General features: G+C 59.2%; 18 protein-coding genes. 6 read left to right on the plus strand and 12 right to left on the minus strand.

Annotated features, from left to right (window positions below; genetic code table 11):
- The first annotated feature begins 173 nt into the window (after positions 1 to 173).
- From rdgB to tusA, 3 genes are all read left to right on the plus strand, one after another.
- Complete coding sequence (rdgB, locus tag HPT27_RS02280; protein WP_172238360.1) at positions 174 to 809, plus strand: RdgB/HAM1 family non-canonical purine NTP pyrophosphatase; 636 nt, start codon at positions 174 to 176, stop codon at positions 807 to 809.
- A 102-nt stretch (positions 810 to 911) separates the two neighbouring features.
- Entirely contained in the window at positions 912 to 2,117 is a 1,206-nt protein-coding gene (hemW, locus tag HPT27_RS02285) for a radical SAM family heme chaperone HemW (protein ID WP_172238363.1), read from the plus strand.
- 2 nt (positions 2,118 to 2,119) lie between these two features.
- Positions 2,120 to 2,395, plus strand: coding sequence for a sulfurtransferase TusA (gene tusA / locus HPT27_RS02290; RefSeq protein WP_172238366.1), 276 nt, complete (start codon positions 2,120 to 2,122; stop codon positions 2,393 to 2,395).
- Positions 2,396 to 2,447: 52 nt separating this feature from the next.
- Here the strand turns inward: tusA and HPT27_RS02295 are convergent, their stop codons facing one another.
- Positions 2,448 to 4,358, minus strand: a complete 1,911-nt coding sequence (locus tag HPT27_RS02295; protein WP_172238369.1) for a tetratricopeptide repeat-containing diguanylate cyclase — start codon at positions 4,356 to 4,358, stop codon at positions 2,448 to 2,450.
- 67 nt (positions 4,359 to 4,425) lie between these two features.
- Entirely contained in the window at positions 4,426 to 5,235 is an 810-nt protein-coding gene (locus HPT27_RS02300; protein WP_172238372.1) for an MOSC domain-containing protein, read from the minus strand.
- A 138-nt stretch (positions 5,236 to 5,373) separates the two neighbouring features.
- On the opposite strand from HPT27_RS02300, the gene HPT27_RS02305 reads away from it, so the two are divergent.
- Positions 5,374 to 5,892, plus strand: a complete 519-nt coding sequence (locus tag HPT27_RS02305; protein ID WP_172238375.1) for a DUF1285 domain-containing protein — start codon at positions 5,374 to 5,376, stop codon at positions 5,890 to 5,892.
- Between the two features lie 223 nt (positions 5,893 to 6,115).
- Positions 6,116 to 6,496 (plus strand): VOC family protein, encoded by a 381-nt coding sequence (locus HPT27_RS02310; protein ID WP_172238378.1) that lies wholly within the window; start codon positions 6,116 to 6,118, stop codon positions 6,494 to 6,496.
- 59 nt (positions 6,497 to 6,555) lie between these two features.
- Here the strand turns inward: HPT27_RS02310 and HPT27_RS02315 are convergent, their stop codons facing one another.
- The 4 genes from HPT27_RS02315 to HPT27_RS02330 form a co-directional block, all read right to left on the minus strand.
- Positions 6,556 to 7,134, minus strand: a complete 579-nt coding sequence (locus HPT27_RS02315) for a TMEM175 family protein (RefSeq protein WP_211197818.1) — start codon at positions 7,132 to 7,134, stop codon at positions 6,556 to 6,558.
- A 35-nt stretch (positions 7,135 to 7,169) separates the two neighbouring features.
- Complete coding sequence (locus HPT27_RS02320; RefSeq protein WP_172238381.1) at positions 7,170 to 7,550, minus strand: DUF2780 domain-containing protein; 381 nt, start codon at positions 7,548 to 7,550, stop codon at positions 7,170 to 7,172.
- Positions 7,551 to 7,600: 50 nt separating this feature from the next.
- Positions 7,601 to 8,035: a YybH family protein gene (locus tag HPT27_RS02325; protein WP_211197819.1), complete on the minus strand. Its 435-nt coding sequence runs from the start codon at positions 8,033 to 8,035 to the stop codon at positions 7,601 to 7,603.
- A gap of 73 nt (positions 8,036 to 8,108) precedes the next feature.
- Complete coding sequence (locus tag HPT27_RS02330; RefSeq protein WP_172238384.1) at positions 8,109 to 8,567, minus strand: Lrp/AsnC ligand binding domain-containing protein; 459 nt, start codon at positions 8,565 to 8,567, stop codon at positions 8,109 to 8,111.
- A gap of 142 nt (positions 8,568 to 8,709) precedes the next feature.
- On the opposite strand from HPT27_RS02330, the gene asnB reads away from it, so the two are divergent.
- Positions 8,710 to 10,302 carry an asparagine synthase B gene (gene asnB, locus HPT27_RS02335; protein ID WP_172238387.1) on the plus strand — a complete coding sequence of 531 codons (1,593 nt, stop codon included), beginning with the start codon at positions 8,710 to 8,712 and terminating at the stop codon, positions 10,300 to 10,302.
- A gap of 81 nt (positions 10,303 to 10,383) precedes the next feature.
- On the opposite strand, the gene HPT27_RS02340 is transcribed toward asnB, so the two are convergent.
- The 6 genes from HPT27_RS02340 to HPT27_RS02365 all read right to left on the minus strand — a co-directional run bounded on the left by HPT27_RS02340 (position 10,384) and on the right by HPT27_RS02365 (position 20,215).
- Positions 10,384 to 11,052 carry a DUF6988 family protein gene (locus HPT27_RS02340; RefSeq protein WP_211197820.1) on the minus strand — a complete coding sequence of 223 codons (669 nt, stop codon included), beginning with the start codon at positions 11,050 to 11,052 and terminating at the stop codon, positions 10,384 to 10,386.
- A gap of 905 nt (positions 11,053 to 11,957) precedes the next feature.
- Positions 11,958 to 12,437: an arsenate reductase/protein-tyrosine-phosphatase family protein gene (locus tag HPT27_RS02345; RefSeq protein WP_172238390.1), complete on the minus strand. Its 480-nt coding sequence runs from the start codon at positions 12,435 to 12,437 to the stop codon at positions 11,958 to 11,960.
- Positions 12,434 to 12,913 carry a chromate resistance protein ChrB domain-containing protein gene (locus HPT27_RS02350; RefSeq protein WP_172238393.1) on the minus strand — a complete coding sequence of 160 codons (480 nt, stop codon included), beginning with the start codon at positions 12,911 to 12,913 and terminating at the stop codon, positions 12,434 to 12,436. The genes HPT27_RS02345 and HPT27_RS02350 overlap by 4 nt, the downstream gene beginning before the upstream one ends.
- A 275-nt stretch (positions 12,914 to 13,188) precedes the next feature.
- Positions 13,189 to 15,087, minus strand: a complete 1,899-nt coding sequence (locus tag HPT27_RS02355) for a M20/M25/M40 family metallo-hydrolase (RefSeq protein ID WP_172238396.1) — start codon at positions 15,085 to 15,087, stop codon at positions 13,189 to 13,191.
- Between the two features lie 201 nt (positions 15,088 to 15,288).
- Positions 15,289 to 17,511, minus strand: coding sequence for a M4 family metallopeptidase (locus HPT27_RS02360; RefSeq protein ID WP_211197821.1), 2,223 nt, complete (start codon positions 17,509 to 17,511; stop codon positions 15,289 to 15,291).
- 499 nt (positions 17,512 to 18,010) lie between these two features.
- Positions 18,011 to 20,215, minus strand: coding sequence for a M4 family metallopeptidase (locus HPT27_RS02365; protein WP_172238399.1), 2,205 nt, complete (start codon positions 20,213 to 20,215; stop codon positions 18,011 to 18,013).
- Positions 20,216 to 20,573 lie beyond the last annotated feature (358 nt).

Here is a 20,573-nt window from a genome sequence, read left to right on the forward strand (position 1 = left end):
TGCAGAATCGGATCCGGGACCGGCTCGGCCGCAACAGACAGCCCGCGACTGAGTCACCGCTGCCGATCCGGTCAGGCCGGCGAGGCGTTTTGCTGGCGCTCAAGGATAGCGCCATTGCCGTATACTGCGCGCACATTTTGCCGCACACCTCCCGCCCTGTTCTGGTGATTTCCATGACCTCATTGAGCGCCCAGCGCATCGTGCTGGCGTCCGGCAATGCCGGCAAGATTCGCGAGCTGACCGAGCTGCTGGCACCGCTTGGCCTGCAGATCGTTTCGCAGCGCGAACTCGGCGTCGATGACGCCGATGAAACCGGGCTGTCGTTCATCGAAAACGCCATTCTGAAAGCCCGCCACGCGGCCCGGCTGACCGGCTTGCCGGCGCTGGCCGACGACTCTGGTCTGGAAGTCGACGCGCTGGCCGGCGCCCCCGGCATTTACTCGGCCCGTTACGCCGGCCTGCCATCCGATGATGCCGCCAACAATGCCAAACTGCTGGCCGCGCTGAAAGACGTGCCGGAAGCGCAGCGCGGCGCCCGGTTCTGCTGCGTGCTGGCGTTCGTGTTGCACGCCGACGACCCGACCCCGCTGATCGCCGAGGGCTACTGGAACGGTCGTATCCTGCATGAACCGCGCGGCGCCAATGGCTTTGGCTATGACCCGCTGTTCTGGGTACCGGAAACGCAGTGCGCTTCCGCTGAGCTCAGCAAGGCCGACAAGGGCCAGCGCAGCCATCGCGGCCAGGCCCTGCGCGCGCTGCTTGAACGGCTGCCGGCAAAGCTCGCGCATCAGCGCCGGAAAGACGGATAATTGAGCAGCGCTTAGACCCGCTTCTGGTTTGGTTGGGCAGCGTGGCGGGTCATGACCCGCCCTACGTTGCATCACTTTGATTCGCGACCTTGATCACGACCCATGTTTCAGCAATTCAGTAATCCATTGCCACTTTCGCTGTATGTGCACATTCCCTGGTGTGTGCGCAAATGCCCGTATTGCGATTTCAATTCGCATGAGAGCAAGGCGGAGATTCCGGAGGCACAATACATTGATGCCTTGCTGCGGGATCTGGAGCAGGATTTGCCGCGAGTCTGGGGTCGGCGCATTTCCAGTATTTTTTTTGGTGGCGGCACGCCGTCGCTGTTTTCACCGGAAGCGATTGACCGCCTGCTATCCGGGGTCAGGTCGTATCTGCCGTTCATGGGCGATATCGAAATCACCATGGAAGCCAATCCCGGCACCGCCGAAGCACGCAAGTTCAAGGGCTTTCGCGATGCCGGCATCAATCGTTTGTCGATTGGTGTGCAGAGTTTCCAGCCACAACAGCTGGAGCGGCTTGGTCGCATTCACGGCGAGCTGGAAGCGCGCCGCGCCGCCGAATGGGCCATCGAAGCCGGCTTCGACAATTTCAATCTTGATCTGATGCACGGCCTGCCGGGACAAACCGTCGCCGATGCCTTGCGCGATCTGGAAACGGCGATTGCGCTGAAACCCACCCATCTGTCCTGGTATCAGCTGACCATCGAACCCAATACCCGGTTTGCATTCGATCCGCCGGCGCTGCCGGATGACGAGGTATTGTCCGACATTCAGGACGCCGGCCACGCGCTGCTGCAGGCCAGCGGCTATCCGCGCTACGAAGTGTCCGCCTATGCGCCGCCGGCGCGACGTGCGCTGCACAACCTGAATTACTGGCAGTTTGGTGATTACCTCGGCATTGGTGCCGGCGCTCACGGCAAGATCACCGACTTGCAGCATCAGCGCGCCTATCGCCTGCACAAGAAAAAACACCCGAAGGATTATCTGGCCGCCGGCAGCGATTTCATCGCCGGCGAAACCACGATCACCGCCGATGATATGCCGTTTGAATTCATGATGAATGCACTGCGCCTGGTCGATGGCTTGCCAGCGGAGTTTTACGGCGCCCGCACCGGCTTGCGCCTGGATGCGCTCAGCAAGGTATTGCAGCGCGGCCGCGATGACGGTTTGTTGCAAGCTGACAGTGAACGGCTGGCACCGACTGACACTGGCCTGCGCTATCTCAACAGCGTACTGCAGCGCTTTATGGCTGATGAGCTGGCGCGGCACGGTGATCGCAAAATCATTCCGATTGTGAGCGGCTGAACATGACAACGGATTTGGCCAACGCACCGCTGCCGGACGGTTTTCGTCAGCATGATCACCTGTACGATGCGCTCGGTCTGCGCTGCCCGGAGCCGGTGATGATGCTGCGGCTGAAAATGCGTCAGCTTGGTGCCGGTGAGACTTTGCTGGTCGTCGCCGACGATCCGGCCACCACCCGCGACATTCCCAAATTCTGCGCCTTTATGGAGCATCGGCTGCTGCGCAGCCGGACTGCGGAATTGCCGTATCTGTATCTGCTGGCAAAAGGGCTGGGCTGATCCCGGTTCACCTGAAACTGGTTCAGCTGAAACCGGTTCAGCTGAATCCGGTTCAGTATTTCTCGTACTGCTGGAAGCCTTCGCCCGCTTGACTGCCAACCGCTGGCGCCTGAGGGTGTTCGCGCACGACCACCTGGTCACGGCCATTTTGTTTGGCGCAATAAAGCGCTTCATCGGCGCGACGCATCAGTTCAGCCAGACCTTCATCGGCTTCGCTCAGTACGGTGACGCCAATCGAGATGCTGGGCTGGTGCTTGTTGGTCAGTGCCGGAATCGCGCTCAGTTTGAAATCCTCGCGCAAGCGTTCGAGAATTTGGCGGGCAATGGTCAGGCTGGTGTGCGGCAGCATCAGGATAAATTCTTCACCACCGACCCGGCCAATCAAATCGGTTTGCCGCAGCGATTGCTGACACAGCCTGGCAAAGTGTTTCAGTACCTCGTCGCCGGCAGCGTGGCCAAAACGATCGTTAATGCTCTTGAACTGATCCAGATCGATTGCAGCCAGACAGAGTGGCAGCCGGTAGCGCCGCGACCGGTCAATTTCCAGTTGCGCTTCCTGCATCACGCTGCGCCGATTGGGCAAGCCGGTCAGCTCATCGGTGTGGGCCAGTTCGTCAAGTTTGCGGCGAACCTGACGGCCCTTGTAGATCGAGTACAACAGAAACAGCGTTGACAGCAGCGATAGCAACGCAACTGCAACATAAAGCCAGAGGCGCTGGCGCTGTTGCTGCAACGCCGCTTCCTGCAGGGCGTTCTGCTGACGCAGCAACTCGTTCTGCTGCTCCTGCCGCTCGGAATCAAAGCGCACCCGCAATTCCTGCAACTGCCGGTCCGACTCGCCGCGAAAACTGGCCTCATGCAACTGGTGAAAAGTCCGATACGCCTCGTAGGCCTGCTCATATAGCCGCTGTTCTGCCAGCAGCATGGCCCGGCGCTCCCAGATCACCGGCTCTTTCCAGTCCTGGTCCGTTTTCTTGGCCAGCAGCTCGGCATCCTGCAGCCAGCGCATGGCCTCGTCGTAGTGATTCAGTTTGCCGGCCAGATCGGCACGAGTGACTTTGCTGTTGATCACCATCGCGTGATCTTCGGCTTGCTCGAACAACGGCTGGGCCGCATCGAGCAGGTTTTTCGCTTCGTCGAATTGGCCAGTTTCGACCGCGATATGGGCCAGTTGCTGCTGGGCATAAGCAACGCCCTGCCGGTCGCCCCGCTTGCGTGACAACTCCAGCGACCAGCCGAAATGCCGACGCGCTTCCGGCCAGTTCTTGCTGTCGCGATACATGGTGCCGATGCCATACACCGCAATCGACAATTTGATATCGGAATGGCTGCGCTGAAACGAGTTGACCGCTTCACGGTAGTAGCGCAAAGCGTTTTCGGTGTCCTGCTGACGGGCATAGAGATTGGCAATCAAGGCGGCGATGTCGCCGCGCGAAACCCGGGCGTCATCTTCCTGCGCCAGCGCATACGCGCGCTGCATATCAGCAAGTGCGCCCGGCAAATCGGTCAGTGACAGCAACAGCGAGCCGCGCGCATTCAGCACTTCAACCAGCACTTGCTGTTGCTCCGGGGTATCGGCCGACAACTGGTCCAGCAGCCGGTTGACCGCGGGCAAGGCCTGCGCGGATTGGCCGAGTAAATCCTGCGCCAGCGCGCGAATCAATTGCAGCCGGATCGCCAGTGGCGTCAGCAGCAGTTGGCCACCCGGTGCCGGTGGCAGCAGGGCCAGACCGGCATCCGCCTCGTTCAGGGCTTCACGGCCGCGGGTCAGCATCGCCTGCGCCTCGGCGGCCAGCAGATGCAATTCCGCTTTTTGCTCCGGGCTTTGCCCGGCTTGGGCTTGCAACGGCTCGACAGCCGCCAGCACGGCAGCCGGATCGCGGCCGAGCTCGGCCTCCAGCTCGGGATACTGGTCGGCCTGGCACACCGCCACCATGCTGCCGATCAGCAGCCATCGCCACATGCTTGTCATTCCTCGCCCCTCGCCGGACAAGGATAGTCGGCAGGACGGCGGCCCGATGGATACCTGCTCACGCCAGCACAGTCACCGGCATGCCGGCTTGCAGCGGGCCGCTGCCGCGGGCGATCGCATTGACCGCGAACATCACCTTGCCGGCGTCCTTGCGGAATTTGGCCAGCGTGCGCAGCGGCTCCTGGCGGCCGTGCATCTGGCCGGTGGCCGGGTCGAGCGTGGTGACCTGACAACGGGCGCAGGGCTTGACCAGGTCAATCTCGATGTCACCAATGCGCAGCCGCTGCCAGCCGTCTTCGGTCCAGGCCTCGGCGCCGCTCAGCACCAGATTGGGTCGGAACCGCGCCATGGTCAGCGATTCGCCGATGCGGGCGTTCAAATCGGCCAGCGAGGCGGTATTGGCGATGAGCAGCGGAAAGCCATCGGCGAAGCTGACTTCATCGCTGGCGCGGCCGTAGTCGCGGTCCACCGGCCGGCGCGCCTCGGCATCCATGAACACGGCCCGGACCGGTTGCGCCAGCGCGCGGCTGAACCAGGCGTTGACGGGCTCGGGCGCGACGATGGCGGAAACCGTGTCGGACCAGACCGTTGCCAGCACCCGCTCAGCAGCGGTTGGGGTCTGCAACAGCAACGGCGGCAACGCCGGCAACTGGCCAGCGGTCGAAATGCGCCAGCCGGCACCGTCAGCGACCGCGTTAAACTGACTCATTGCCGGCAACTCACGCTGGCTGATGAACTGGTCGTTTTCGTCGATCAACATCCAGCGCCGATCGCCCTGCAAACCGCGCGGTTCAACCCGCGCCGATGCCAGCGCAATACCGGCGATGCCTTTGATCGGATAGATGTGCAGGGAACTGAGCGTTAGCATGAGCGTGACAGCGACCGAAACGAGGTCCGCGCAGCATGCCCGGAATCCGGCACACTGTCAGCCAGTCGTCGCCCGCGCTGGCGAGTTCGCTGGCCGCGCGTCGCGACCAATCGACCGACATTCGCACAGGAGTTCCGCATGGATATCGAAGCAAAAATCAGCGCCGCCAAAGGCGAACCGGGACAGTGGAATCCGCCGTTCTGCGGCGACATTGATCTGGAAATCCGCGCTGACGGCAGCTGGTGGTATCTCGGCACGCCCATTCAGCGACCGGAGCTGGTCAAACTGTTCGCCCGCGTGCTGCGCCGTGAAGGCGACAAATATTTTCTGGTGACGCCGGCCGAGAAGGTCGGCATCAAGGTGGCAGACGCTGCGTTCGTCATCACCGACGCTGACATTCTGGACCCGGCGCTGCCTAGTCAACGGGTGCGCTTGACCAGCAACATTGACGAGTCGTTCGAGCTCGACGCCAACCACCGTCTGGAAGTTCGCGGTGATGCCAGCAACCGCAAACCGTATGTCCATGTCCGCAACGATTTGTGGGCGCTGCTCAGTCGGTCGGCCTATTACCGGTTGGCGGCCGATGTCGAATCCTTGCCCGAACCGGACGATGGTTTTGGCATCCGCAGTAACGGTTTGTGGTTTCGCTTGCTGTAGTGGCTGCTGGCGGCAGTTGCGGCTGTTTTCCTTGTCGTTTGTTCTGGTTTTGGTTCCAGCTCAGGCTTTGGTTCCAGTTCTGATTTTGGCCAGCTGAGATCTTTGCCGGTACTGACAGCACGTTGCCAGCAGCCATCGCGATTCCGTTACCGCTGCAGGAATCGGCCCGGCACAATTGCGGCTCAGTGAATCATCGACCACGCAGCAACACGGAGACAAACTCATGCACCACAGCCGTCTGGCCGGTTTCATCATCGACTGCAAGGATATCGCGCCCGGCAAAGCGGCCGCATTCTGGAGCCCGGCGCTCGGCATGCCGGAGAAGAAATCCACCGCCAACGAAGATGCCGGCTACGCGCTGCTCGATACCGGCGCCTACGGTCTGCATATCGAAACCCAGCAAGTCGACCATGAAAGCCGTCTGCATCTGGATATCGAATCCGATGATGTCGAAGCAGAAGTGCAGCGACTGGAACAGCTCGGCGCAATCCGCGTCAAGAAAGTGCGCAACTGGTGGGTCATGCAGGCACCGACCGGCCATCGGTTCTGCGTGGTCTACACCGCTGACGTTGCCAAGCGACCGGGTGCCAATCGTTGGTCGTGATGGGATAGCCTTTAACGAAAAAAACGGCGCCTGTTGGCGCCGTTTTTTTTTGCTGCGATTCAACTGGCTAAGGTTTTCTCGATCCGCCGGTCCGGCACCAGCCACATCAGCGCCACCCCGGCGTAAATGGCCCCAGCCAACGCCTGACTGAAAAACGCCAGCACAATCGCGCTGGCATACAGCAGCGGCGAGATCTTGCCTTTAAAATCACGACCCAATGCTTTGTGTAGCACCGAATCACTACCATGGGCGCGAATGATGGTCAATTGCAAAATGAAATAGGCAATCGCCGCCATCAGCAACACGATGCCATAGAGCGCCGTCGGCAAGGCAGCAAAATGATTCTCACCCATCCAGCCGGTAACAAACGGCACCAGCGATAACCAGAACAGCAGATGCAGATTGGCCCAGAGCATCGAACCACTGACATGGTGCACGGTATGCAGCATATGGTGATGGTTGTTCCAGTAAATGCCGACGTAGATAAAGCTCAGCACATAACTGAGAAACACCGGCCACAGCGCCAGCAGGCCCGCCAAGCTGGCGTCATGCGGCACTTTCAGTTCCAGCACCATGATGGTGATGATGATCGCCAATACACCATCACTGAAGGCTTCGACTCGTGCTTTTCCCATCATGATGCGGCTGGACTCCCTCGCTGCGTGTCTGACAATTATTTCAGGAATTGACTGACCAGTTTGCTGATCTCGTCCTTGGCTTCACCGGACAGATTCTTCTGCAGAAATTCGAACGCGGTTTTGGCGAATGGCGCCAGCTGATCGGCGTCGATGCCGAGCGCCTGGAACTGGCTGGCAATTTTCGCCAGCGTGCCGAGATTGCCACCGAGCATGCCGCCCAACATGCCACCGAGACCACCGCCGCTGCTTGGCACGACTTTCATCCAGTCAGCCGCCTGCGGCAGCAGCTTGCCGATTTCGCCAAAGGTGGCAGGCGTCACCTGCTCTTTTGCCACCTTCAGCAGCGCACCGACGCCGCCCTGTGCTTGCTGGGCGTTGACGCCCAATTGGCTGACCAACAATTGCACCAGATCCATGTCGAGACTCCTTGTTTGCAGGAAATTTTTTAACAGGTTTGAAAAGCCGATCAATTACCGCTGGAGGTGTGATCGCGGGTCACTTTCCAGCCCTCGGCAAATTTCTCCAGCTCCAGCGTAAACAGGCCATGCGGCTGATCCGTGGCGCGGGTGAGTTGCCAGCGGCCAAAAACCAGCGCCGAGTGCTCGCCGAGCTGTTGCACTTCCAGCAATTCAAATTTGAGCTCGCCCATTTTCGCTTTGCTGTCATAGCGCTGACGATAGCGCGCTGCCGTTTCGGCATAGCCATAGGTGACCTCAGCGCCGGAGGCAAAGCGCAGCTTTGGGCTCTGCCAGTAACCGGACAGGTAACCGTCGATGTCGCCACGGTTCCAAGCCGCCTGCTGGTTCATCAGCACGGCCCGGATCGCCGCCTCTTCATCGCCGCGGGCGCTGTTACTGAACAGCAGCAACAGCGTCAGCAGCATGGCGATTGCAATTTTCATGTTTAGGTTTGCCCCAGTTTTGACTGTTGTTTTTCTTTGGGTTTGGCAGCGGTGACCGAGCCCCACTGCCGGTTCAAATGGCGATGTCACGCTCCAGCGGTTGATCCATGCAGATGAACGATTCGGTCGACTGCACTTCATCAATCGCCTGCAGTTTCTTGATCAGGAACTGGTGGTATTCCTCGATCGACGCGACGCAGACTTTCAGGATCAGCGAGTAATTGCCGGTGGTGTAGTAGGCCTCCAGCACTTCCGGAAATTTCTTCAACTGGGCCAACACTTTGTTCATCGCCTTGGCACTGGTCAGGTGCAGGCCAATCAGCACCGTCACGTCGAGGCCGAGCTTACGCCGGTCGACGCTGATTTTGCTGCCGGTGATGATACCGAGTTCACGCAGCCGGTTGACCCGCTGATGGACCGTGCCGCCGGAAACCTCGAGCTGGCGGGCAATTTCCAGATAGGGCTGCTTGGCGTCGGCCTGCAGCGCCCGCAGGATGGCCCGGTCCAGATTATCGATTCGGTAGTTTTCCATGGGCCAACCCCGGCTCCAATTGCCATTTATTCAGCCATGCGGCCATTTGCCATGGAAATTAGCAGAAATTTGGCGATTCATTAAATAAATGCTGAGCTATGCCGACCTAATTGATGCCAAATTGATAGTCGGAGCTCCAAAAATGTGTGGTTTGCTCGCCGATACCGGCTCCCCGCTCTCCCTGCCCGCCTTCCAGCAGGCGCTGGCCTTGCTGGCCCATCGCGGTCCGGATCAGACGACCGTCCTGCCCCTGGATGGCGGCATCAAGCTTGGCTTTGTCCGGCTGGCCATCATGGACACCAGCACCGCCGGTCAGCAGCCGTTTGTCTCGGCAGGCGGCCAGCAGTACGCGCTCTGCAACGGCGAGATCTACAACCATCGCCAACTGCGCCAGCAACTTCATGATCACGAATTCCAGTCCGGCTCCGATTGCGAAGTGCTGCTGCCGCTGTACCAGCGTCACGGCATCGAAGGCCTGCTGCGCAAACTCGACGGCGAGTTTGCCTTCGTCATTTACGACGCCACGCTCGGCCGGTTTTTCGCCGCCCGCGACCCGATCGGCATCCGGCCCCTGTTCTATGGTTTCGAAACGCAGAGCGGCCGCGCCCTGTTCGCCTCGGAAGCCAAAGCGCTGGAAGCGCATTGCAGCGAGGTCTATCCGTTCCCGCCCGGTCACTACTACGACGGTGAAAAGCTGGTGCGCTGGATCGATATCGCCGCGCCATCAACCGTCGTGATCGACGACGAAGCACTGGCGCTCGCCGGCATTCGCGATCGGCTGACCGAAGCGGTACACAAACGGCTTGATGCCGATGTCCCGGTCGGCTTCCTGTTGTCCGGTGGCCTCGACTCCAGCTTGGTCTGCGGCATCGCCGCGCGCTTGCTGACCAAGCCGCTGGTGACCTTCGCGGTCGGCCTGCGCGACAAACCGATCGACATGCCGTACGCGCGCCAAGTCGCCGACTATATCGGCAGCGATCACCATGAAGTCTATTTCGAGATGGACGATGCCATTGCCGGTTTGAGCGAACTCATTCGGCAACTGGAAACCTGGGACGTGACCACCGTGCGCGCCAGCATCGGCATGTACCTCGTCTGCCAGTACGTGAAGCGAAACACCAGCGTCAAAGTGCTGCTGACCGGCGAAGTCAGCGACGAGATGTTCGGCTACAAATACACCGACTTTGCGCCAAACCCGCTCGCTTTCCAGCAGGAAGCGCAAAAACGCCTGCGCGAGCTGTATGCCTACGACGTGCTGCGCGCCGACCGCAGCATCGCCGCGCACGGACTGGAAGCCCGGGTACCGTTTTCCGACACCGCTTTCGTGCAATGGGTTATGGCGATTGACCCGGAATTGAAGATGAATACCCGTGGCATGGGCAAGTGGCTGCTGCGGCAAGCATTCGCCGGCACTGGCTTGTTACCGGACGCGATTTTGTGGCGCGAAAAAGCCGCGTTTTCCGATGCGGTCGGTCATGGTTTGGTCGAGCAGCTGAAAGCCCATGCCGAGAAGAAGTACAGCGACGCCGAGTTCTGCAAGCGCGCGAAGCAATTTGAGCATTGCCCGCCGCTGAGCAAGGAAGCGTTGTTGTATCGCGAGCTGTTTGAAAGCCATTATCCGGATCGGGCCAGCTGGATCCCGGATTATTGGTTGCCGAACAAGGACTGGGTGAACTGCAATGTGACGGATCCGTCGGCTAGGGTGTTGCCGAATTATGGGATGAGTGGGGTGTGATTTTGTCAGGTTGATTCGAAGAGCAGCAGTAAAGCACTATTTTTGAATGATGCGGTTTGAGCGGGTCCATCTCTGTACTAATTAAGGCGCTACGAATTTTGGCGGTGGAAGACACGGCGAGAAATCCTGCTGGATTCGTGGAATTACGCCTTGAAGATTAGGATTTCCTGAGAGGATAACCACCATCATTCCAGCACTAACGGCGATCCCATTCACATTGCGGAGCGTCTGCTCTAGGAAAGGAATGGGGTAGCCTCTGCTCCCTCGATGGATAGCGAACAGCCCTCCATGAGCAAACGAACTCATATGCTTCCAGCCTTTTTCCTTAATCTCCCTGATCGTGTCCATGGCTAATGCTGGCGCCTTTCCCTCCATTTCCGAGATCATCGCTGCAAGTAAAGGCAAATCGTTAGCCTGTTTCGCCGTTTCAGTAGTCAGTTCAGCAGAAAGCTTTTCTACCCAAGAATCTGAAGCTGCATATGTAATCCATACAGAACGGACAAAAGCCTCATACTGAGAACGCATCATGACCATGGCAGATGAGAACTGGCCAATTTCAAGAAGTGCACAGAAGCTGTGCCAATGCTCGAAGACCAAATCGCAAAGGCTTCTCGCCACCTCAATACGAGGATCGGTAGTTGGATATGTTGCTTCAGTCAGTCCAAGCAAAGCGCTCTCAAGCGATACTGACAAGCTTAAGTTGGCCTCCAAGGCCATAATGCTAGGGTCCACAATCAGTCGCGATGTCATTGGCGGCTTCAAGATCTCGTACGCTTATTCGGCGAAGCGTAATCGTAAGCATGCTTAACCTTCAACTACTAACTCGCGCCTCGTAATTCGAGGCTGCTGCCGGGACTCGCCCCGGCGGGCGACCTACTTTCGTGGCGCACGAAAGTAGGCAAAGCACATTGCCCGGCTCCGAGCCGTGCTACGCACGGTCCCCTGTGCTGCTCATTCCGTCTGGGGCTTTTGTGACAGCACATCCTTGTGCAGTCACAAAAGGCTTCGGCTTCCTGCCTCGCCCCTTCGCTGCGCTACGGGCTGTTAACCCAGACTGCATTCCGCTGCTCGGCTCGTCGAACGGGCGGGATTTCAAAAGCACGCTGCGCGCAAAGGCAAAGGCAAAGGCAAAGGCAAAAAATGAAAATAGAACTGTCATTCCCGCGAAGGCGGGAATCCAGAGACTTTGAATCAGGAAAAGACACTGGGTCCCCGCCTCGGCAACTGCTCCTGCGTTGCTCTACTTCCTGCATTCATGCAGTCGTCCGCGGGGATGACAAACAAAAGAAGAAAAGCCGAAGCAACTGACTCGGCTAGAACCCGGGGTCCCCATTCGCGCCAGCCGACGATTCGGCGTTAGCGGCCGGGTGCGCAAGCCCGGATGGCTTGCGCAGTGCTGATAAGGCAAGGATGCCGCATCAGCACGTGCCCGAAGCCGCTAGCGCCGAAGCGACGGGCGGACTCTCTGAAGCAACCAATCCAATTCTGGCGCGCTGGGGCGTGTTCTCTTTGGTTACTTTCTCTTGCACGAGCAAGAGAAAGTAACTCGCCAGCCGGGGCGAGACCCGGCAAACCTTCAGCTCTTACTGCTGCCAGCTATCAGAACGGTGATCGAACGACGAGCGTGCACTTTTCAAACCGACAAACTCAGAAACTCAATCCGTCTCAATCAACTGCCGCTCCGCCATCAGCTCAATCAACAATCGATCCAGAATCTGATTGATCCGATCACGACCCGCCACATAGTCCTGACTCAGCGCCGGCACATCATCAACCCGTGTTGTGATCGCCACGGCTCCCGGCACGTCAACACCAAAGCTGACGATGCGATCGGCCAGCTCGATATCCGCTGCTGTCAGTGCCGATGGCTGAAACTGGCTGACATCAAAGCCATCGTTCGCCAATGCCGTGACCATCGCTGGCGCGACGGTCGATGTCGGTGTCAGACCGCGCGCCAGCACCTGCACGTTCAAGCCACTGGCGGCAGCTTTTTGCTCGAAGTGGCGCGCAGCGACCAGGCTTTTGCCGTAGCCGTATTGGCAGACAAAAACAACGGTCACTGGCTTGCTCTCGAAGGCATTGCCGCAGCCACTCAGCAGCAGCAAGAAAATGGCGACCCACTGTAGGCGCTTCATGGCCGTGCTCCGGCGGTGCGGGTCGGCGTGCCTGCTTGCCAGTGGTGCCGCTCGTGTTGCCCGGAGCGGCACCAGCTGTACAGCGCGTCATAGATCACGAAGCCAGCAGCCAATAGCTGGTGGTCGTCTTTGATATTTGCGCTTAGCCCAAGCGAGATGGCGAGCAATCCTGCCGCTTGTGCTGAATCGGCAAGATTGTCAGTGTCGGCGGCGCGAACGATATCCGCGAGCGCATGCAGCGCGGGATCGCTGAGTTGATAGCGCTTGAGGAAGGCATCAAACGAACAGCGTGGGCCGTCATGACTCAGCTCGACCGCGGGAATATCAAACGGGATGGCGCCGAGCCGCTCGGCGCCGATCAGCACGTGGTCTGCCGGGACGAACAGAAATTCGGGGTTGGGATCGATGAAACGCTGAATCAGCCAGGGGCAGGCAATGCGATCAATCTTGGGACGTTCGCGGGTAATCCATTTCATGGTGACGCACCTCTCTCAAGCCGGAAATCAATCCGGTGAGAGCAAAGCTTGGACGCGGTGCGTCTTGTTTACCGAGCGTGTGCCCGCGGGGAGTTTGCTCGTATCCCCGCTGAGTAAGCGCAGAGATTGTAGCGGGTTTGCGTAAACGGCGACAAGCCGCGCGCAAGATTACCTGGCTCTGTTCTGGCTGCGGGTTATGACGCGAGGTTTGCCTCAGACCTGTAAGACGAATGCTGACCGGGCTGGCAAGCTGCCAACCCGGTCAGCATTTCACATCAAGGTGACGGGAAGGTCAGCTTCCAGCTGTCGATCTTGCCGACATCCGACGCGGCGCGATCGCGCACGCGCAGGTTCCAGACGCCGGCGCGCGGCTTGCTGCCAACGTTGACCGAGTAGGTCTTGTTGATGTTGTCGGCCGAACCGCCGCTGCGATTGTGCAGGTTGTAGACGGTGCCATCCGGGTGAATCAGATCGACGATCAAATCCCCGATATAGGGATGGACAATGTTGAACGCGACGCTGACAGTGCCGGCGGTGCTGGTGCCGGTGACTGTGATCGAGCTTTTGATGCCGGTCGTGTTGTTGTCCGGGATGATGTAGTCAGCGGTGTTTTCAAAGCTGACACCGCCATCAACCACCGCGTAACTGGCCGTCAATGTGACGCCGCTGTACGCCGAATAACCCGAGAGCAGCACGTAGTAGTCGCCGAGCTGTGCGGTCGGGATATTGCAGGTTTCGGTCGAGTTGGAGCCTTCCGATTTGCAATCGGCACTGGCCGTGGTCGGTTTGCTGCCGTATTTGACATACAGATCCAGATCACCGCTGCCGCCGGTGGTGGCGATGCGCAGATTGATCGCATTGCCCGGCACTTTCAGGAGATAGTATTTGCTGGAACCCGCAGCGCCGCTGAGATTGCCAACCGGCACGCCGGGCTGCAATTCCGGATCGGTCGGCGGCGGCGGTCCGCTGCCGGTTTTGCCGGCTTCATAGGCGAACACCAAGCCAAGTTTCGCGAACGCGACCGAGTGATTGGCATTGCCACCGCTGGCGGCAAGCGTGTCGTTGACCGTGTGCAGATTTTGGTTGGTTTGGCTGAAGCTGGTTTCGGCGTACATGGCGGCGGGAAAACCAGAACGGGTCCATGACGCATGATCCGAGCAGGCGTAGCCGCAGCTGGTGTCTGCGCGCGTCAGCCCGGTTGGCGCCAGGTATTCGTCAAACAGATCGCGCAGGTATTGGATCATGCTGGCGTTGCCGTTGTCGGTCATGACCCAGACATCGGCACCCGTGCCGGCGTAGTTGGTCATGTCGAACTGAATGACGCCGTAAACGTTTTTACCGGCGGTTTGGTATTCACTGGCAAGCGCTTGTGAACCGCGTAGGCCAACCTCTTCGCCAGCATAGGCCATGAACTGCACGGTACGGCGCGGCCGGAAGTTGTTGGCCAATGCCACGCGCAGCACCTCGGTCAGCACAGACACGCCGGAGCCATCATCGTCGGCGCCAGGCGCCCGCGATTCGGTGGTCATGCCGCTGATGATCGAATCAGCGTGAGCGCCAAGTACGACATACTCGTTCGGCAACTCGGTGCCGGTGATGGTCAACACCACGTTCTGCTGCAGACCGCAATTGCTGCAACCCTTCAGCGCGACACTGATGTCGCTGCGGCCACTGGCCAGCTGGCTCCATTGATCGCGAATCCACTCCGACGAGCTTTTGCCGTAACTGGAGTTGTAATAGCGGTTCTGGTAATTGGCCAGCGTGGTCATGGTGCTGCGCAAATTGCTTTCCGTCACTGCACTCAGCAGCGGTCGCACCACTGTCTGCTGATCGATGGTATAGGCTGCTGCGATGGCCGTTGACGCGCTGCCTTCGCTGGTCAGAAAGCTTTGCGCACGTGCCAAGTTGTCAAAGGCAAAGAAGCCGCCGCAGCGTTTTTTTTGCTCATGAAAAAAAATGGTCAACTGGTCCAGTTGCGCGTCTGTGACTTTCAGCAGGCTGACGCCACGGCGCTCGGCGATGGCTTGTGCGGGCAATGCTGACGCGCGCAGTTGCTGCTGCGCTTCGCGCCAGTCGTTGCTGTCGACGGTAAGGTAGTGATCGGCTGCACGAGCGCTGACGGTAAGCGTCAGCGTCAGCGTCAGCAGCAAGCTGCTCAGGATAAGGCGTTTCACAAATTTGACTCCATCAAGGTTGCATCGGCTAGCGGGCCGTTCCTGGTGCCACTTGTTCGGCCGGATCTGGCGAAAGCTGGGCGGCGATCCGTGCTGGGACGATGCAAAGAGCTTGGGCGATTTGGCTATTGTTCAGATGCGGTCTGCACCCACAGCCTGTCGATGTGCTGACAGACGGCGAGCGCAGGCCGTTACGAGGTGCTATTTCACGGCAGTCGGAAAGACGATTTTCCAGCTGTCGATCTTGCCGACATCCGCTGCGGCGCGATCACGCACGCGCAGGTTCCAGGTGCCGGCACGCGCTTTCGCACCGACGTTCACCGAAACTGTCTTGTTGATGTTGTCGGCCGAACCACCGCTGCGGTTATGCAGGTTGTACACCGTGCCATCCGGATGAATCATGTCGACCACCAGATCACCGATATACGGATGGACAATGGCAATGGTGACGCTGACCGTGCCGGCGTTGGCGCTGCCGGTCACCACCAGCGGACTTTGCACACCGGTCGCGTTGTTGTCCGGAATGTTGTAGTCGTTGGTGTTTTCAAACGTTGCTCCACCACCACCGCCGGTGCTGTAGCTCGCCGTCAGCGTGACGCCGCTGAACGCCGAATAGCCGCGCAGGTTGATGTAATACTTGCCGGCTTGCGGCGCCGCCACTGTGCAGGATTCGGCATTGCCACCGGTATACGGCCGACAGTCATAGGTGCTGGTCGTGGGCTTGCTGCCGAAGCGGGTATACAGATCGACATCACCAGTACCGCCGCTGGTTGCGATCACCAGATTGCTGGCGCCAGCCGGAACGTTGATGAAGAAATAGCGATCCGAACCGCTGGCACCGCTGAGTCCGGTCACCGGCGCTCCGTTGAAGATTTCGGTATCCGCTGGTTGCGGTGTGCCGCCGCAGTTGACGCCCACCTGACTGAACGCATTGGTGACATCGGCCGCGCTGTAACCGCGCGCGGTGGCCGCATCAACGACGCCGCAGGCGGCCTGATCGAAGGTCATGTTCGCCGTCCAGGCATTGCGGTTGGCATCGACGAACACATCGAAGGCTTTGCGGGTACCCCAGCCCGGCTTGTTCGCCAGCAAATAGAACGCCTTGTTGTAGACGCCACTGGAATAGTGCACGTCCATGCCCGAGGTGTAATTGCTGGCGTGGCCAATGGAGTTGCCGTCGCGGGTCGGATCATCCATGTAGCGCAACGCACCGGCCGACTTGAAAATCTGCTCGCCGACCATCCAGTCATTGCTGCCGCGCATGTAGAACTCCGCCGCTTCACCGGCCATGTCGGAGAACGCTTCGTTCATGCCGCCCGATTGCCCGGAATAGGTCAAGCCGGAATTCTGCTCGGTGAAACCGTGCGAGACTTCGTGCGCGGCAACATCGAGACTGACCAGCGGATAGAATCGGCTGGCGCCATCACCGAAGGTCATCTGGCTGCCATCCCAGAACGCGTTCTCGTAATTGGTCGAGTAGTGCACGCGCATGGTCAGCTGGAAAGTCAGCGGTGCGGTGCTGTACCAGTCGCTGTACATGTTGAAAATCACGCCACCGAAATAGTGGGCATCATTCAATGGCGAATAGGCGCCGTTGATCTGCTTGACGGTATTACGCGGGCAGGTGAACTGGTGCACGCTGCCGCCTGAAGTTGCGCCATTGAGGTTGATGGTGCGGACATTGGTGTTGTTCATCTGGCAGCTGGCGTTGACATCCAGATAACCGAAGTCAGTGCCGTACTCGTAGACTCCGGTCTTGGTGTTGCCGCCGGGGCCGGTGGCATTCTGGTAGGCGATTGCATCCCAGTACTGGATGACCGCGCCGGTGTTGGCATCGATCAGCGCATGGGGCCGCGACGGCTCGCCACCACCGCGAACGTCGGCGTTGTAGCTGACCAGATAAACCAGTTTGGCTCTGTCGCCGTCGAGATGAATCATCAGCTGGCTGGCTTCGTTGCGGTAGTCGCGGCTGGCACCGGTACGCGTCGCGCCTTCGCGAGCTTTGACTTTGCTGATGGCCGTGGCGCTATCGATGGCCGGCTTGATACTGAGAACGTCCGCAGCGAGACCATTGATCTTGCTGCCATACAGATTGACCGCGCGCTGCTGGACATCGCGCTCGACGACAATCTGCTCACCCCAAATCGGCAGGCCGCGATACTGCTGCTGCAGGCGCTGGAAATGATGGCCGCGATGGTCAACCGTTTCCCGCTGCAGCTGCAGCGTTTCATCCGCGGCCAATGCGATCAGCGCATCGGCGGTTTGCGGTCGCGCCGACAGCGTTTGCGCGGCCAGCAACTGGCCACGTTGTTGGTGCAAATCGATTTTCTCGGCCGCGAATGCGCCGCCCGATGCCATCAGCACCGCAGCAGCCAGCAGTGCCGGCACTGCGGGTACTCCACTTCTAGGCTTAGCCTGTTTCATGATGCGTTCCCTCTCGATTTTTTGCCAAAGGCAAGCCCACGCATGCGTTCTTGCATACGTTCAGGACACGAAGCGGATAACCACAGACAGAAAACGGTGTGAGCTTCGTCCCGGCGGTTTCCCGGCATCAGGACTGCGTCGGTAGGGCCGACCCTTTGTACTCGCACGGCGTCAAACAGCGACGGCGTGACGCACAGCGGGATGGTGAGCTGCCGTTTTCGAGCCTAGGCCAGCGCGGACAAATTGCCAGCGCGTAACGCGATAAAAGGCAAAGTTTTTTGTAGTGTTGTGGTTACAAACCGATACCGAATCGCGTCAGTGATTGCTCACCCATCGTCCCGGATGCCAGCGCCGTTGCGGTGATCACTCTGGTTGAGATGAGTTACTGCTAGCGCGAGCTGGGCGGATCTTTGCAAGAGCGAGAAAAAACCCACCCGGCTGCGTCAGCAACCGGGTGGGTTTCGCATGCCGGCGCGTTAGCGCTGGCGAGTCACGCTCATTACGGGAAGGTAATCTTCCAGCTGTCGATCTTGCCGACCGTGCCTTTGGCGCGGTCACGTACCCGTAGCGTCCAGGTACCGGCTCGCGATTTGGCACCGACATTCACCGAGTAGGTCTGATCGATGTTGTCAGCCGTGCCACCGGTGCGGTTATGCAGGTTGTACACCGTGCCATCCGGGTGCAGCAGGTCGACCACCAGATCACCGATGTTCTTGTGCAGGATCTTCACCGCCACGCTGACCGTGCCAGCGTTGCTGCTGCCAGTCACCACAATCGGACTCTTCACGCCGGTGGTGTTGTTGTCCGGAATGAAGTAGTCCTTGGTGTTTTCAAAGCTGGCACCATCACCACCAGCGGTGTAGCTCGCCACCAGCGTCACTCCGCTGAACGCGCTGTAGCCGCGGGTATCGATGTAGTAGGTGCCGGCCGCAGGCGCAGCCACGGTGCAGGTTTCGTTGTTGGTTCCGGTATACGGCCGGCAGTCCCAGACACTGGTAGTCGGTTTGCTGCCGAAGCGGGTGTACAGATCCATGTCACCGGTACCGCCGCTGGTGCTGATCACCAGATTGCTGGCGCCCGCCGGCACGTTGATGAAGAAATAACGATCCGAACCCGCCGCACCGCTGATGCCACTGACTGGAACGCCATTGAAAATTTCCATATCCGGCGGCGGCGGCACACAGGCAACACCGACCTGCGAGAACGCGTTGATGACATCGGCGCTGCTGTAGGCGCGCGCGGTGGCAGCGTCAATCACGCCACAAGCGGCCTGATCGAAGGTCATGTTCGCCGTCCAGTAATTGCGGTTGGCATCGACGAACACATCAAACGCCTTGCGGGTACTCCAGCCCGGCTTGGTCGCCAGCAAATAGAACGCCTTGTTGTAGACACCGCTGGAATAGTGCACATCAAGACCTTCGTAGTAGTCGGCAGCATTGCCGATGGAGGCGCCGTCCTGTGGCGGGTTGGCCATGTAACGCAGCGCGCCACTCGACTTGAAGATCTGCTCACCAACCAAAAAGTCATTGGTGCCGCGCATGTAGAACTCGGCCGCTTCACCGGCGATATCGGAGAAGGCTTCGTTGATACCACCCGACTGACTGGAATAGGTCAGATTGGAGTTCTGCTCGGTGAAGCCGTGCGAGACTTCATGTGCAGCAACATCGAGACTCACCAGCGGATAGAACGTGCTGGCACCATCACCGAAAGTCATCTGGCTGCCATCCCAGAACGCGTTCTCGTAGCCGCTGGAGTAGTGCACCCGCATGGTCAGCTGAAAGGTCAGCGGCGCGGTGTTGTACCAGTCGCTGTACATGTTGAAGATGACGCCGCCAAAATAATGCGCATCGTTCAACGGTGAGTAAGCGCCGTTGATTTGCATGACCGTGTTGCGCGGGCAGGTGAACTGATGCACCGAACCGCCCGACGTGCCATTGTTCATGTTGATGGTGCGAACATTGGTGTTGTTCATTTCGCAAGCATCGGTGACGTTCAGAAAGCCAAAGTCGGTACCGTACTCATACTGACCGGTTTTCAGGTTGCCGCCGGGACCGGTGGCATCACGATAGGCGAGCGCATCCCAATATTTGATGACGCGGCCGCTGCGGGCATCGACCAGCGCATGGGGCCGCGCCGGTTGGCCACCTTTGGCACTGTCCGACAGGTAGCTGACAAACCAGACCAGCTTGGCCTGATTGCCGTCCAGATGAATCATCAACTTGCTGTCTTCGTTGCGATAGCTGGGTGCCGATCCGGTTTTGTTCAGCGCCACTTGTTTGGCTTTGACTTTGCTCAGCGCATCCGCTGCGCTGATGCCGGGTGTGGTGCTGACCAGATCGGTGGCAATGCCATTGATCAGCGCGCCATGCATGGTGGTTACTTGCTGCTTGGCGTCACGCTCGATGACGACCTGTTCCCCCCACACCGGAATGCCGCGATAGGATTGTTGCAGGCGCTGGAACACCCGGCCTTTGCGGTCGACATGCTCGCTGACCAGTTGCAGGCGTTCATCGGTGCCAATTTGCAGCAAGGCCTCGGCCGATTGGCTGCGTTGCTGTGCGCTTTTTGTCAGCAGTGCTTGTCGGGGTTCCTGGCGCAAATCGATTTTGTCGGCCGCCAGCAGACTGGAGCTGCCGGTGACCAGGGCAGTGGCCAGTAGCGCCAATCTGCCGAGTGCGTGTGATCGGGGGGTAGCATGTTTCATTCTGATCGTCCTCTCCATGAACAAATGGTCAATGGCGCACTCAGCCAGGTCTCGCCTACGGTTCGGAGAGGAAACACAGAAACAAACGACAGCGACGTGTTGCCGTACTCCGGCGGTACCCCGGTATCAGGACTGCGTCGGACAGGCCGACCCTTTTCTCACGTCGTCAAACAGCGGCGGCGCGACTCACAGCGGGATGGTGAGTTGCCGAAATCGAGCCTAGGCCAGTCGAGCTCGATTGCCAACTCTGAGCGGTGCTCTAAAACGGATTTTTTTGTAGCGCGACGATACAAAGTGATAAATGGCCTAAGCCGCATGTCAGAAAGCTTTACAGGACTGTAATGAATTCGCTCACAGG

This window comes from Permianibacter fluminis (assembly GCF_013179735.1).
Classification (GTDB): Bacteria; Pseudomonadota; Gammaproteobacteria; order Enterobacterales; family Permianibacteraceae; genus Permianibacter; species Permianibacter fluminis.